This window comes from Chryseobacterium piperi (assembly GCF_002285635.2).
Lineage (GTDB): Bacteria > Bacteroidota > Bacteroidia > Flavobacteriales > Weeksellaceae > Chryseobacterium > Chryseobacterium piperi.
In genome coordinates this window covers 730,302-744,536 of the sequence record NZ_CP023049.2, presented here as the reverse complement: position 1 = coordinate 744,536, position 14,235 = coordinate 730,302, and the positions used below count along the sequence as shown (strand labels likewise).

Sequence of the window (14,235 nt, the reverse complement as noted above, 5' to 3'; positions counted from 1 at the left end):
TCGTTCATTTTTCTGTAATATTATTTTCAAATTTATAATTAATTCCTATCTTTGCACCGGCAAGTCCTACACAACCAGCTCCTGAGAATCCTCCAGGGTGGGAACACAGCAAAGGTAATTGGTCGTAGCGGTGTGATGTAGATAGCTTGCCATTTTTTATTTCTCTTAGTTTAAAATTCAAACTCCTCTCCCAATTTCGGCAAAACAAGTTCAACATTTTTATCACTAAAATGTTTTAATGCACTTTCATGATTGATCTCAATCGCTGGAAATGTATCAAAATGACATCCGATTACTTTTGGAGTTTTCAATAATTCTGCTGCTGCAAATGCTGCTTTTCTCGGACACATTGTATAATGGCTTCCAATTGGTAAAATGGATAAATCAAGCTTTCCGTATAATCTTGGAAATAATTCCATATCAGCCATTACTCCTGTATCACCTGCCAAATAAACATTCTTTCCCTCAGGTAACCTGAAGATATACCCCACAGGAACGCCTCCATAGCTTCCATCCGGGAACGAACTTGTATGGTGAGCCGGAACCATAGAAATTTTAAGATCGTCGATTTTTGCCGATCCCCCTAAGTTTACATCATCTTTATTTTTTGCTGTTTTGAAATAAGCGCAAACCTCAGGCACCCCGATTACAGTGGCATCCGGATGGTGCTCCAATACTTCCACTACATCCGCAATATGATCTCCGTGAGCATGTGTTAATAAAATATAATCGATTTTCTGTGCCGAAATATCAAATCCCGACTCTGCTTTTTTATAATTATAAAAAGGGTCGCTTAAAATCGTCTTGTCTTTGTATGTAAACAAAAAACAGTTTTGTCCTAAAAATTGTATTTTCATTTTAAATTTTATTTTTAATTATTTTTAAACATAGCTTTTAGATCTTCTCAATAATTTCACAACTAAATTTATGATGAAATTTGTGAAAATATTTGCGTATTTAGTGTTTATTTAAAACCGAAGAATACTAAACCGCTATTTCTGAGGAAACTTATCTTCAATCAATCTTAAATTAATTCCATGTTCCAGATACGCTTTACATCCATCCAAAACGGTTGTAAATCCACCGGTATTGTCATTAATTGTTTTTAGAAGTTCTTCTCCCGTCTGCGTAAATCCATAGCTCTTAATCACAACCAGCGTTCCTTTCTCCATTTCCTTAAATTCATAATCCACATTACTTGATGGATCTCCCCACTCTGTTTTGATCAATCGATTGGGAATGATTTCATGAACAGTGACATTATTTTTCACACCATACATTTCCCATTCCCAAGTAATGGTTTTACCTTCTTCCAGCCTTCCGGTGGACTTTGTAAACCAAAATTGAGTCGTCAGTTCAGGATTGATAAATACTTCAAAAACATCTTCAACCGGTTTTCTGATAAGCATCTGAGCTTCAACATAAACAGGAGTACTCATAATTATTTTTTTTTAGTTAAAAAAATTAAGTCCGATTGCTGTAAGAACAGCCATAGTAAAAGTGAGAATCCCCACTTGTTTCAAATATTGATCAAGCTCTTTAGGCTCTTTTACCGACATTATTTTTCTTCTCAACTTAGCAAAAGGAATTAACAGAATCATTACAATGAAAACGTAATAATTTTGTGATTGTATAAAGCCATTTATTCCAAAAAAAATAAGAATTAAAACAAGGGGAAGCTGCAACAGGATCATCTCATAGATCATCGCATTTTTAAAGCCTAATCTTAATGCCAGGCTATTTTTTCCTGATAACCTGTCACTTTCTATATCTCTCATGTTATTAAGATTAAGAACTGCCATACTCATCATTCCTACAGCCGTTCCGGGCAATAAAATATCCCAGCTGAATGTTTTCGTAAAAAGGAAATAACTTCCACATACTGAAACCAAGCCAAAAAAGATAAATACAAAAAGGTCTCCCAAGCCCATATAGCCATATGGTTTTTTCCCAACCGTATATCCGATTGCTGCCAGAATACTTGCTACTCCTAATCCTATAAAAATATAAAACTCATTCATATATTCAGGAATAAAAGCAACATACAACAAAACGATTGTTGCTATAAAAGATAGTGCAGAAAATATAATGACCGCGTTCTTCATTTGCTTTGCGGTAATTCTTCCCGAAGCTACAGCTCTTGCTTCTGCCTCATTAATTCTTTTTGCATCCGTTCCTTTTACCCCGTCTCCATAATCATTGGCATAGTTTGACAAAATCTGATACAATAAAGTTACCAAAAGTGCCAATGCAAAAATCTTCCAGTCCCAGGTTCCTCCTTCACCATACAGTTTCCATTTGGCGATGAAGCTTCCCATAATAATTCCGCTTAAAGAAAGCGGTAAAGTTCTCAGCCTAGCGGCTTTTATCCAGTCTTTCATAAAATATGAGTAATAAGTAATTAGCAATAAATAATGTGAAAATTACTCATTGCCTGTTACTAATGTTAAGATATCCATTGATTATCCCCGAAATCCGGTTTTCTTTTTTCAAGGAATGCATTTCTTCCTTCTTTCGCTTCTTCAGTCATGTAAGCTAAACGGGTTGCTTCTCCTGCAAAAACCTGCTGCCCAACCATACCATCATCTGTTAAGTTCATTGCAAATTTCAGCATTCTGATAGAAGTCGGAGACTTGGCCAGGATTTCCTGTGCCCATTCGTAAGCAGTATCTTCTAATTCAGCATGAGGAATCACCGCATTCACCATTCCCATTTCTAATGCCTCTTGAGCAGAATAGTTTCTTCCTAAAAAGAAAATCTCACGAGCTTTTTTCTGACCCACCATTTTGGCCAGATAAGCGGAACCATATCCACCATCAAAACTGGTAACATCAGCATCGGTTTGTTTAAAAATAGCATGTTCTTTACTTGCTAAAGTAAGATCGCAAACCACATGAAGTGAATGTCCGCCACCAACAGCCCAGCCCGGAACAACCGCGATGACTACCTTAGGCATAAAACGAATCAGACGCTGAACTTCCAGAATATTCAAACGATGTCTTCCATCCTCTCCTACATATCCCTGATGTCCTCTCGCTTTCTGATCACCTCCGCTACAGAAAGCCCAGCCTCCGTCTTTGGGACTCGGTCCTTCTCCTGAAAGCAAAACAACCCCTATTGAGGAGTCTTCATAAGCATCATAAAAAGCATCATATAATTCAGAAGTTGTCTTAGGTCTGAAAGCGTTACGAATTTCCGGTCTGTTGAACGCAATTCTCGCTACACCATTACATTTTTTATAGGTAATATCTTCGTATTCTTTGGCGGTTTTCCACTCAATCATTTTGTAAAAATTTTTCTCAAAGATACGGAATTACAGAGAATTTTTAAGTCCAAAAATGAGGATAATCGTCTAAAAAAATATTGAAATTCTGTAATCTTATTATGATCTGGAAAAACAAAAAAACCGGAACAATTTGTTCCGGTTTTTGTTTATAATCAATAGATTCTTGTAAAAGAATAATTATTTAGCTTTTGCCTGAAGTTCAGCTTCTTTAGCTTTCATTTCAGCCATTTTAGCCTGATCTTTAGTAATGCTGTAAATCTCTTTTAACATAGTAACAGCATTGATATCATTAGGAAGTGCTTTATACCAGCTTTCAGCATAAGGTAAAGCCTTGTTGAATCTTTCCTTTCTTGCCTCAATCAGTTTAGTCGCATCATCCGGCTTAGTTTTTCTAAGTGTATTGATTTCATTGACTGCTTTATCATCTTCTCCGATTATAGTATATACTAAATTCTGATAACCATTAGCAAAGTCTGGTTTCAACTCGATAGCTTTCTTGAAAGAAGCTTCAGCATCAGCAGCACTTGCAGGGTTTTTAGACTGCATTACTCCCAGATTATACCAGTTGGTAGCATCATTAGGATTTTTTGCTAACTGTTCTTTAAGCGTAGTAATAAACTTATCTGTATTTCCTGACTGATAATAAGCTGTACTTTGGAAATCTTTCAACTTCGCATTATTAGGGAATTTAGCTAACCCCTTTTCAATAATAGCTAAAGCTTCATCATTTTTCTTTGCATTTAAAAGCAAAGTAGATAAAGTTTCATATAAATCAGGCTCAACACTTGGAGTTTGTTCTGTTTTGAAATCAGAATAATCAGCTGATTTTTTCAACATTTCCCATGTTGCTTTATCATAGGTAGCTACCTGACCTGTCTTTTTATCTTTTGCCGTGTAGTTGGTTTGAACTCCTGTATATCCTGAATTGATCAGTTCAGTATATATTTTGGTAGCTTCGTCAATATTATTAGCTAAAGCGTAATTAAGCCCTGCATAATACATATATACTTTATCATCTTGACCATTAGTTTTCAACAAGTTATAAACTTCTAAAAACTTTGGAGCCGCAACAGCATAGTTTTTTGCATTGTATGCATCCATAGCTGCCTTGTTAGCATCTTGTAGCTGAGCATTTACGTCTTTCTTCTGTCCAAAAACAAAAGCTGAAGAAATGATCGCTATACTTAAAATTAGCTTTTTCATAATAACAATTTATTTTATTTACCTTTATTCTTCAGAATCAGAATTCTCAGCATCTTCTGCCGGGGTATCATTTTCTGAATTATTATTCAATTGAGGTGTTGCATTAAGCTCCGGATTGCCATTTTCAGCAGGTACATCTACTCCTTCTCCATTTTCTTCCAAATCTTCCTCAACATCCTTATCCATTGCTACTTTTGCAATCGCTGCAATTTCATCATTTTTCTTAAGATTAATCATTCTCACTCCCTGAGTATTTCTACCCATTACTCTCATCTCATCCATATTCATACGAATAGCAACACCAGACTTATTGATAATCATCAGTCCATCTTCATCAGTTACATTCTGAATAGCGATAAGATTTCCGGTTTTTTCGGTAATGTTAAGAGTGATCACTCCTTTCCCTCCTCTGTTTGTAATTCTGTAATCTTCTACGGCAGTTCTCTTACCGTATCCTTTTTCAGAAACAACTAAAACGGTTTCGTTCTCTACATCGTTCACAACAATCATACCAATTACCTCATCATTATCCTCCATCATAATACCACGAACCCCGATAGAACCTCTACCTACTTCTCTTACTTTCTCTTCAGGGAAACGGATACATTTACCATTCTTAGTAGCGATCATGATCTCAGAAGTTCCGTTTGTTAAATAAGCAGATAACAATTGATCATTATCTCTGATTTCAATCGCATTTACTCCATTAACCCTAGGTCTAGAGTAAGCTTCTAGTGACGTTTTCTTGATTGTTCCATTTTTGGTAACCATCACAACGCTCATCTGATTCACGTACTCAGAATCTTTTAGGTTGTTTGTTCTGATGTATGCTTTGATCTTATCATCCGGTTCGATGTTGATCAGATTCTGAACAGCTCTTCCTTTTGCTGTTTTAGAACCTTCCGGAATTTCAAATACTCTTAGCCAATAACATCTTCCTTTTTCTGTAAAGAATAACATGTATTGGTGGTTCGTCGCAGAAACAATGTACTCCAGGAAGTCTTCATCCCTTGTTGTTGCAGCTCTGTTTCCTACACCTCCTCTACTTTGAATTTTGTATTCTGAAAGTAAAGTTCTTTTGATATATCCGGCATGAGAAATCGTAAGAACTACCGATTCGTTTGGAATAATGTCTTCAATTGACATCTCTCCACCTGAATAATCGATTTCAGTTCTTCTTTCGTCTCCGTATTTTTCTTTTACTTCTAATAGTTCTTCTTTAATAATTTCGAATCTTCTGCTTTCATTTGCCAGAATATCTTCCAAATTCTGAATCTCTTTCATAATTGCGTCATACTCATCACGGATCTTATCAAGTTCCATTCCGGTTAAACGAGCCAAACGAAGATCCAGAATTGCCTGTGCCTGAAGTTCTGAAAGATCAAACTCCTGAATTAAGCCTTCTTTTGCAGCCTGAGGATTAGCACTGTGACGAATAATAGAAATAGCTTTATCTAATGAATCCTGTGTACCGATCACCTTCATGAATCCTTCCAAGATATGTGCTCTTTCCTTTGCTTTCCTAAGCTCGAATTGAGTTCTTCTTATAACAACCTCATGTCTGTGCTCTACAAAGTGATGAATAATATCTTTTAAATTCAGCTGCTCCGGTCTTCCATGTACTAAAGCAATATTATTAACACTGAAAGATGTCTGAAGTGATGTATATTTATATAATAGATTCAATACAACATTCGGAATAGCATCGTTCTTTAATTCATAAACGACACGAAGTCCATTTCTATCGGATTCATCTCTTATCTCATAAATTCCAGGAATCTTTTCATCTTTCACTAACTCAGCTGTTCTGGCAATCATTTCAGCTTTGTTTACCTGGTAAGGAATTTCAGTAACGATAATAGCATTTCTGTTTCCTATTTCTTCGAAGCTTACTTTTGCTCTAAGAACGACTCTTCCTCTCCCTGTATGGAATGCATCTCTTACTCCGTCATATCCATAAATAATTCCACCTGTTGGAAAATCCGGAGCAACAATGTGCTGCATCAATTCATCGATAGTAATATCTTTGTTATCAATATAGGCAGTAATAGCATCTACTGATTCAGATAAGTTGTGTGGCGCCATATTCGTTGCCATACCAACAGCGATACCCGAAGTTCCGTTTACTAAAAGATTTGGAATTTTGGTAGGCATTACAGTAGGTTCCTGTAAGCTATCATCGAAGTTATTCTGAAAATCAACAGTTTCTTTGTCAAGATCAGCAAGTATATCGTCAGAGATCTTTTTCAATCTTGCCTCGGTATAACGCATTGCCGCTGGCGGGTCACCATCCATTGAACCAAAGTTACCCTGGCCGTCAACCTGAGGATAACGTAAGCTCCAAGGCTGAGCCATTCTTACCATTGCATCATAAACAGAGGAGTCTCCATGCGGGTGGTATTTACCTAATACATCCCCAACAATTCTCGCAGATTTTAAGTATTTTCTATTAGAAAAAACCCCTAATCCATACATACCATAAAGCACTCTTCTATGAACGGGTTTCAAGCCATCTCTTACATCAGGTAACGCTCTGGAAACGATAACTGACATCGAATAATCGATATAAGATGACTTCATTTCATCAACAATGTTGATAGGAATTAGTCTTTCTCCTTCTTTTTGCATAAACAAATTTTATTATAATGATAGTCAGACCATTAGCTGTGGGTCTGAAAATTATTTATTTCGGATTTTTATTAACGGGCTAATTTACGAAATTTTTACCGATTTTTGTCCTAGAATTTATCCACAAAATCTTAAAAATTCTTAAAATATGAGCGTATTAAGTATAACTTTCCACTGTACAAAAAATAATCTGGAGAAATGGGAAAATTATATGGACGAAACATTGGTTTTAATGACTGAAAATCTCATGGATGTCAGTAAATATATTCTTTCTGAAGTACATAGTGATTATATCGAAGATGGAAAAAATTATAACCTTCTTTTGATATTCGATAATGATGATCTCCGGAGTGATTTCATTAAAAGCGAATTGGTGAATATTGCTGAAATAGTAGAAAAAAAGTTTGGCGACGAAGTTATTATTTTCAATACCTTCCTGAATCCAAAAAAATCAAGAATGTAATTTTCAAGATAAAAGCACTGTACGATTACAGTGCTTTTCTATTTCTTTTGATATTCAATCAAATACATGTCTTTCTTATCTCGCATGATGCCTTGGAGGCTCAGGCGGTCTTGGAGGCAGTGGCGGACGATGTAGGCATGAAACCAGTATACCAGCCAAAATGAATACTCCGATAATTTTGGTGAAAGTTTTCATATGTTTTATTTATGACATAAAATAATACAAACAAGCTGAATGCCAGAATATTGTATTCCGAATATTTATTTTATGACCTCATATAAAAAAACAAAAAAAGCCTTGATTTTTCAAGGCTTTTTTTTATTATCAGATACTAATCTCTGTAATGTTTTTTACGCTTTTTATCCTTATGACCTCTATCATCATATTCATAATAGTAAGTTCTCTTTTTCACCTGTCCGGGAGCATAGTATCTGGCACTTCCTCCATACACTTTTTTTGCCTGTCCCGGCGGCATTCCTTTCCTTCCATGATAGTGACGTTCTTGTACTGTACAGCTTGCGAGCATAAACACTATAGATACAGCTCCTACTATCTTTATCAAACCTTTCATATTTTCATTATTTCAAATTCCGAAATGAAAATAAACCATTTTAATGCCAAAAAGGAAATTAGAAGTTAGAAGTTAGAAGTTAGAAGTTAGAAGTTAGAAGTTAGAAGTTAGAAGTTAGAAGTTAGAAGTTAGAACAAAAATAATAACTTGAACAACAATCACGAAACCCGAAACTCGAATCTCGAACTCTTCAATTTTCCACCACCACCTATAACCTGCTACCTAATACTACTCAAATCCAACTGTTTCACTTCTTTTTTCAAGCATAACCAGATCTTTCCATTCTCCGTTCAGCCTCCCTACTTTCTTTCGAATTCCTACTGTTCTGAATCCATTTTTCTGATGAAATTTTATCGAAGCTTCATTTTCGGGAAAGATGTTAGATTGCAATGTCCAGAAACCATGGTTTTCGCTGTCTAAAATCAACTTTTTCAGCAAGACTGAACCCAAACCCTTTCCCTGGTAATTAGAATCAAAATAAATGCTTACTTCGGCCACACCTTTAAAACATTCTCTTTTGCTTACCGGTTTCAAAGCAGCCCATCCCACCACTTCACTGGTTTCGTTCTCCAATATCCATCTGCAATCGTTAAAAAATTCCGTATTCCAGACTTCTCTATTAGGCACTTCGGTCTCAAATGTAGCAATACCGCCGTCTATCCCCTGTTGAAATATTTCTAAAACCCGTACCTCATCGTCGGGAAGCATTTCTCTGATCTCGTAGTTCATTTGTTTAATGATATTTTCTTTTATTTTTTCTTTTGATTCTTGAATAGTGGGTTTGCTTACTTTCATCATCTTCAGACACGACACTGATATTCCCATCAACTTCCAGAATAGATAATTTCACATTGGCAATCTTTTCCACTCCATGTTCTCGTATTGCTTCTTCGAGCTCGTCTTTAGTAATTTTCACTTTGTTAAGCCCCTTTTCATTTACCACTCCGTCTTTGATTAAAATTATAGGATCTTCTTCCATAAAAGTCTCAAAGGAATGATTGGAAAACATTAGTCTTTTTAAGAGGAAATTAGCTACAAAAAGAACAAGTGCAGCAATAAGTCCGCCCTGTAAAGAAGTATCCGGCCCTACCATTGCATTTTGTACCGCATTGGAAATAAGCAGTAATAAAACCACATCCCCTGCATTAAGCTGAGAAAGCTGGTTTTTACCAAACAAGCGGATTGCAATAACCATAAAAAGGTAAACGCAAAGCGAGCGTACCACTACATCTAGAATGGAGTTCACTGGAAATTATTTATCCAAATGTAGTAAAGAATTCTTAAAATACCGAAGTAAATTTTAAGTTGAATGTTTTTTTAAAAGCAAAGAATTGGTATAAAATTTGTGATTCAATGAAAAGGGTCTAAATCCCTAAAGCACAACAAATGAAACGATTTTTTTTCTATCTAAGTATTTTCTTAGTATTAGCCTCTTGTAAAAACGAACCCGATTACAATAAACAGTCAGCCAATGCTGAAATTAAACAGAAAGTAACCCAATTATATAGAGTGTATGGTCAATCTAACGAAGCTTTATATAATCAGCCTATTGAGACCAACCTATTTTCTTCTGATCTGAAAGAAATACTAGAAAAGTCCATCTACAATTCGAAAACTGACATAAAAAAAGTTAAGAGCAGTAATTACCCTACAGACAAACCTCTTTTACTTGAGGGTGCTGTATTCTCAAGCTTGTATGAAGGCTATACTTCTTATAATATTAAATCGATTGATATTATTTCCAACAGGGCTAAGGTTACCGTGGATTTTGAATATGATAAAGTATCTCCTAAAATAATCTGGACTGATACCATTCATCTGATCAACACAGATCATCAGTGGAAGATTGATAATATTAGTTTTAATAATTCTATCAGTAACTCATCAGATCTCAAAAGCAGTTTAAATGCTTTTATCTCGTACGCTGAGAATAATTAAAATAAAACAAATAAAAAAGCAGCTATTTTTAGCTGCTTTCTTTTTTTAAGGGCATTGAGCAATTTGAGCTTCACTGCATACGATCTTATTTAATCTTTCACAGTATACGCAATACTTTTTAGGCTCTCCACCATATACTGTTTTTAATTCTTGCTTGTTAAGTTTCTTTAAATTTTTCATAATGTTTTAATTTTGAATAGTTGACTAAAAATAAAACGAATTTTTTATTCAATTATTACAATTTTATATTTAAAATTTTCACTATTCACAGTTAGTTTTTATCAAAAAAATAAAAGCCACACGGAATAAATCCGTATGGCTCTCCTATATAAAAGATTTTATTTTATCTGTTATTGATATCTACCCTTACAGGCATCACATAGGTAGATGCAATCATATTATCGTTTAATTTCTTACTGTCAATTCTATACTGAAGGTGACTTAAGACGTTTTCAATCTCTTTACTCACATTTTTACAGTCTCCTTTAGAACGTACATTAACAATCTTTCCATCATCAGAAACTTCAAACTGAACTTGTGAATTAACAGTTCCTTGCTTATAATCAGAGTTGGTAAAATCAAAATTAGCCATCAGCAGGTTTCTTATTTCACTGAAAGCATCATTTTTATTTAATTGCACTTCCTGAATAGTGTTATTATTTGATGTAGTCTGAGCTTTCATCTGGTTAGAAACTACCATGAAACCACAAACGAAAAGTGAAGCAACAAATATTTGAATTTTATTTTTCATAACTCTTTGGTTTTAAATTATATATTGAACTTATTCTGTATCTCTGAATCAAAGATATTAAAAATAATTAATACTAAATTCACATGTCGTTAACATTAAGTTCACATTAAAACATAAAATACTGATTTTCAAATAAATAAATTTTTAAAATAATTAAAAAATTAATATTAGAATCTAAAAAAATTCATAAAACCTATTATTTCAATTAATATTTATCATTAAATACAAGAAGCCACAATAATTATTGTGGCTTCTTGTATTTAAGTTTTAAACTTATATTTTCTATAATTCTCTCTTCAAGAATTTACCTGTCAAACTTTTCTTGGATTTTACAATTTCTTCAGGAGTTCCCTGGGCTACAATCTGCCCACCGTACTTTCCTCCTTCCGGACCTACATCAATAATATGATCTGCCAGCTTAATAACATCCATATTATGTTCAATGATAATAAATGAGTTTCCAAGTTCTACCAATTGATTGATCGCTTCCATCAGAATCTTCACATCTTCGAAGTGCAAACCAGTAGTCGGCTCATCTAAAATATACAAGGTATTTCCTGTTTGTCTCTTTGCTAATTCTGTAGCCAGCTTGATACGCTGAGCTTCTCCTCCAGAAAGAGTCGTCGACTGCTGTCCTAATGTAATATACCCTAATCCAACATCCTGCAATGTTTTCACCTTAGCAAAAATCTTAGGAATAGGCTGGAAGAAATCTACCGCTTCATCAATTGTCATATCCAATACATCGGAAATGGATTTCCCTTTATAACGAACCTCCAAGGTTTCTCTGTTGAAACGCTTTCCGTTACAAGTTTCACAATGAACATATACATCAGGTAAAAAATTCATCTCAATGACTTTCAAGCCACCACCCTGGCATGTTTCACATCTTCCTCCTTTAACATTGAAAGAAAATCTTCCCGGCTTATAACCACGAATCTTACTTTCAGGCAATTCAGCAAAAAGGTTTCTGATATCCGTAAACATTCCTGTATAAGTAGCCGGATTAGAACGGGGAGTTCTTCCGATAGGAGTCTGATCAACATCTACAATTTTATCAATGTTCTCAAGTCCTTCAATCTTTTTATAAGGTAAAGGTTCCTGAACTGCTCTGTAAAAATGTTTATTAAGAATCGGATATAAAGTTCCGTTAATCAAAGAAGATTTTCCACTTCCTGAAATCCCTGTCACCACCACAAGCTTTCCAAGAGGAATATCAAGAGTCACATTTTTAAGGTTATTTCCTGTAGCTCCTTTTAACAGTATATTTTTTCCATTCCCTGCCCTTCTTTCAGCTGGAATTTCAATTTTTCTTTTTCCGGTAATATAGTCGGCTGTTATCGTATCTGCTTTTAATAAATCTTGCGGTTTTCCCTGCCAAAGAATTTCACCACCAAACTTCCCTGCTCTCGGGCCAATATCCAAAACCTCATCTGCTTCAAGGATCATATCTTTATCATGCTCTACCACGAGCACTGAGTTTCCGATATCCCTAAGGTTTTTAAGTGAATTGATCAACCTCTCATTATCTCTTTGATGCAGACCAATACTAGGTTCATCCAAAATATATAATACATTCACCAACTGGGATCCGATTTGGGTAGCCAGACGAATCCTTTGAGACTCTCCTCCGGAAAGTGTTTTTGAACTTCTGCTCAGACTTAAATAATCTAATCCCACGTCCAATAAAAACTGGAGTCTGGTTTCAATCTCTTTTAAAATTTCGTGAGCAATGATCTTATTTTTCTCTGAAAATTTATCTTTAACATCGTGCAGCCAATCTTTAAGGTCAGCTAGGCTCAACGCATTGACCTCAGCAATATTTTTTCCATCGATTTTAAAACTTAAGCTTGACGGCTGTAAACGGGTACCATGACATTCAGGACAAGTTTCTTCTGTTGTAAAATGCCTTTCCAGCAGAACTCCTTCATAAGATTCCTTTTCTTCAATAATCTCTTCCATAAAAGGAATCAATCCATCAAAGCTGATTTTTATCTTTTTAGTAATCCCGGCATACTTAAGATCTTTATTGAATTCTTTATGACAACCGTTATATATATAGTCTAATGCCTCTTCAGGAATATCTTTCATTGGAGTTGTCAATCCAAGGCCAAAAATTTCAAGAATACTTTTAATCTGTGCTAAGATCCATTTATTAGACTTGATATCTTCTAATGGTAATAAAGCCCCTTGGTTGATGGATAGCTTTGGATTATCAACAAAATAATCCGTATTTATTTTTTTAATTGTTCCAAGTCCTTTACAGTCCGGGCAACTCCCTTTTGGAGAATTGAATGAAAAAGTATTGGGTTCAGGCAGCGCCAGAGAATGTCCGGTCTCAGCATCCATGAGGTTCTTTGAGAAATACTCGATATCCGTACCTCCTAATTTCTGAATACCGATAATCCCTTCACCCATTTCCATCGCTGTTCTCAACGACTTCTCCATTCTACTTTCGGATGCGCTTTCCCCAATGATCCAACGATCGACTACAATATCAATATCGTGAGTCTTATAACGATCCAATTTTAAATCATATTCAATATCCTGTAGCTCACCATCAATTCTTGCCTGTCCGTATCCTTTTTTTGCCATCTGAACAAAAAGCTCATGGTAGTGCCCTTTTCTGGAACGAACAACCGGAGCCATCAGCATAAGCTTTTCACCTTTATAGTTTTCTTTAATGGTTTCAAGAATCTGATCTTCCGTATAACTTACCAGCTTTTTCCCTGTAGACATTGAATATGCATCTGAAACTCTTGCATACAATAAACGAAGAAAATCATAAAGTTCAGTAACGGTTCCTACAGTGGAACGCGGGTTTTTATTCGTCGTTTTTTGTTCTATGGCAATTACAGGAGAAAGTCCTTCAATTTTATCAACATCGGGACGTTCCAAGCCTCCAAGGAACTGACGTGCATAAGCTGAAAATGTTTCAATATAACGGCGTTGCCCTTCAGCAAAAATCGTATCAAAAGCTAATGACGATTTTCCACTCCCGGAAAGACCGGTAATTACGACCAATTCATTACGTGGAATTTTTACATTAATATTTTTTAGATTATGCTCACGGGCACCGTAAACTTCTATATATTCTGTTGATTTACTCATAATTTGGGAATGATTTTACCTGAAAATCACAAAGTGCAAAAATACGGAATTTTATGAAATTTATACGTTAAAAAGTACATGGAAAATGTCTATCGTTATTGTTCCTTATTTATTTAAGATCATCTCGTATCAGAATGTGATTTTCTCAGAAAGTTTCAAAAACAGATATATTCTTCAATATGGATTACTCACCGTAATAAAAATCATCTGTGTTATTTGTGAAATCTGCGGGATAATAAACATTCAGCCCTCGCTGAGTGAAACGCCTTTGCGTCTTAAAACAT

The 14,235-nt window shown here is 35.1% G+C and carries 14 protein-coding genes and 1 other RNA gene; 3 read left to right on the top strand and 12 right to left on the bottom strand.

From position 1 onward, the window contains the following. Nucleotides 1-57 precede the first annotated feature (57 nt). Nucleotides 58-155, top strand: an RNA gene (gene ffs, locus CJF12_RS03315) — signal recognition particle sRNA small type. Between the two features lie 15 nt (nt 156-170). Here ffs and CJF12_RS03310 read toward each other — a convergent pair. The 6 genes from CJF12_RS03310 to gyrA form a co-directional block, all read right to left on the bottom strand. Further along, nucleotides 171-857: a metal-dependent hydrolase gene (locus CJF12_RS03310; protein ID WP_034685144.1), complete on the bottom strand. Its 687-nt coding sequence runs from the start codon at nt 855-857 to the stop codon at nt 171-173. Between the two features lie 135 nt (nt 858-992). Then, nucleotides 993-1,439, bottom strand: a complete 447-nt coding sequence (locus tag CJF12_RS03305; RefSeq protein ID WP_034685146.1) for an SRPBCC family protein — start codon at nt 1,437-1,439, stop codon at nt 993-995. A gap of 12 nt (nt 1,440-1,451) precedes the next feature. Then, nucleotides 1,452-2,381 carry a 1,4-dihydroxy-2-naphthoate octaprenyltransferase gene (gene menA, locus CJF12_RS03300; RefSeq protein ID WP_034685150.1) on the bottom strand — a complete coding sequence of 310 codons (930 nt, stop codon included), beginning with the start codon at nt 2,379-2,381 and terminating at the stop codon, nt 1,452-1,454. Between the two features lie 65 nt (nt 2,382-2,446). Beyond that, entirely contained in the window at nt 2,447-3,283 is an 837-nt protein-coding gene (locus tag CJF12_RS03295) for a 1,4-dihydroxy-2-naphthoyl-CoA synthase (protein ID WP_034685151.1), read from the bottom strand. Between the two features lie 180 nt (nt 3,284-3,463). Next, complete coding sequence (locus CJF12_RS03290) at nt 3,464-4,489, bottom strand: tetratricopeptide repeat protein (RefSeq protein ID WP_034685153.1); 1,026 nt, start codon at nt 4,487-4,489, stop codon at nt 3,464-3,466. A 24-nt stretch (nt 4,490-4,513) separates the two neighbouring features. Then, nucleotides 4,514-7,117 carry a DNA gyrase subunit A gene (gene gyrA / locus CJF12_RS03285; protein ID WP_034685154.1) on the bottom strand — a complete coding sequence of 868 codons (2,604 nt, stop codon included), beginning with the start codon at nt 7,115-7,117 and terminating at the stop codon, nt 4,514-4,516. A 148-nt stretch (nt 7,118-7,265) separates the two neighbouring features. Between gyrA and CJF12_RS03280 the strand changes: the two genes are divergently transcribed. Continuing rightward, nucleotides 7,266-7,580, top strand: coding sequence for a DUF4286 family protein (locus CJF12_RS03280; protein WP_034685156.1), 315 nt, complete (start codon nt 7,266-7,268; stop codon nt 7,578-7,580). 331 nt (nt 7,581-7,911) lie between these two features. On the opposite strand, the gene CJF12_RS03275 is transcribed toward CJF12_RS03280, so the two are convergent. The 3 genes from CJF12_RS03275 to CJF12_RS03265 all read right to left on the bottom strand — a co-directional run bounded on the left by CJF12_RS03275 (nt 7,912) and on the right by CJF12_RS03265 (nt 9,397). Continuing rightward, nucleotides 7,912-8,106 carry a hypothetical protein gene (locus CJF12_RS03275; RefSeq protein WP_228379094.1) on the bottom strand — a complete coding sequence of 65 codons (195 nt, stop codon included), beginning with the start codon at nt 8,104-8,106 and terminating at the stop codon, nt 7,912-7,914. 273 nt (nt 8,107-8,379) lie between these two features. Beyond that, nucleotides 8,380-8,880 (bottom strand): GNAT family N-acetyltransferase, encoded by a 501-nt coding sequence (locus CJF12_RS03270; protein WP_034685203.1) that lies wholly within the window; start codon nt 8,878-8,880, stop codon nt 8,380-8,382. Between the two features lie 4 nt (nt 8,881-8,884). Beyond that, the gene (locus CJF12_RS03265; protein WP_034685160.1) at nt 8,885-9,397 is read right to left on the bottom strand and encodes a DUF421 domain-containing protein; all 513 of its coding nucleotides are present in this window, start codon (nt 9,395-9,397) and stop codon (nt 8,885-8,887) included. A gap of 140 nt (nt 9,398-9,537) precedes the next feature. Here CJF12_RS03265 and CJF12_RS03260 point away from each other — a divergent pair, with 140 nt between their 5' ends. Continuing rightward, a complete protein-coding gene (locus CJF12_RS03260; RefSeq protein ID WP_051887298.1) occupies nt 9,538-10,089 on the top strand; it encodes a nuclear transport factor 2 family protein in 552 nt (183 codons plus the stop codon). A gap of 45 nt (nt 10,090-10,134) precedes the next feature. On the opposite strand, the gene CJF12_RS20530 is transcribed toward CJF12_RS03260, so the two are convergent. The 3 genes from CJF12_RS20530 to uvrA all read right to left on the bottom strand — a co-directional run bounded on the left by CJF12_RS20530 (nt 10,135) and on the right by uvrA (nt 13,951). Continuing rightward, on the bottom strand, nt 10,135-10,269 hold the full coding sequence (locus CJF12_RS20530; RefSeq protein ID WP_034685161.1) for a bacteriocin-like protein: 135 nt from the start codon (nt 10,267-10,269) through the stop codon (nt 10,135-10,137). 163 nt (nt 10,270-10,432) lie between these two features. Then, nucleotides 10,433-10,840, bottom strand: coding sequence for a hypothetical protein (locus CJF12_RS03250; protein ID WP_034685163.1), 408 nt, complete (start codon nt 10,838-10,840; stop codon nt 10,433-10,435). A 282-nt stretch (nt 10,841-11,122) separates the two neighbouring features. Beyond that, nucleotides 11,123-13,951: an excinuclease ABC subunit UvrA gene (uvrA, locus tag CJF12_RS03245; RefSeq protein WP_034685164.1), complete on the bottom strand. Its 2,829-nt coding sequence runs from the start codon at nt 13,949-13,951 to the stop codon at nt 11,123-11,125. Nucleotides 13,952-14,235 lie beyond the last annotated feature (284 nt).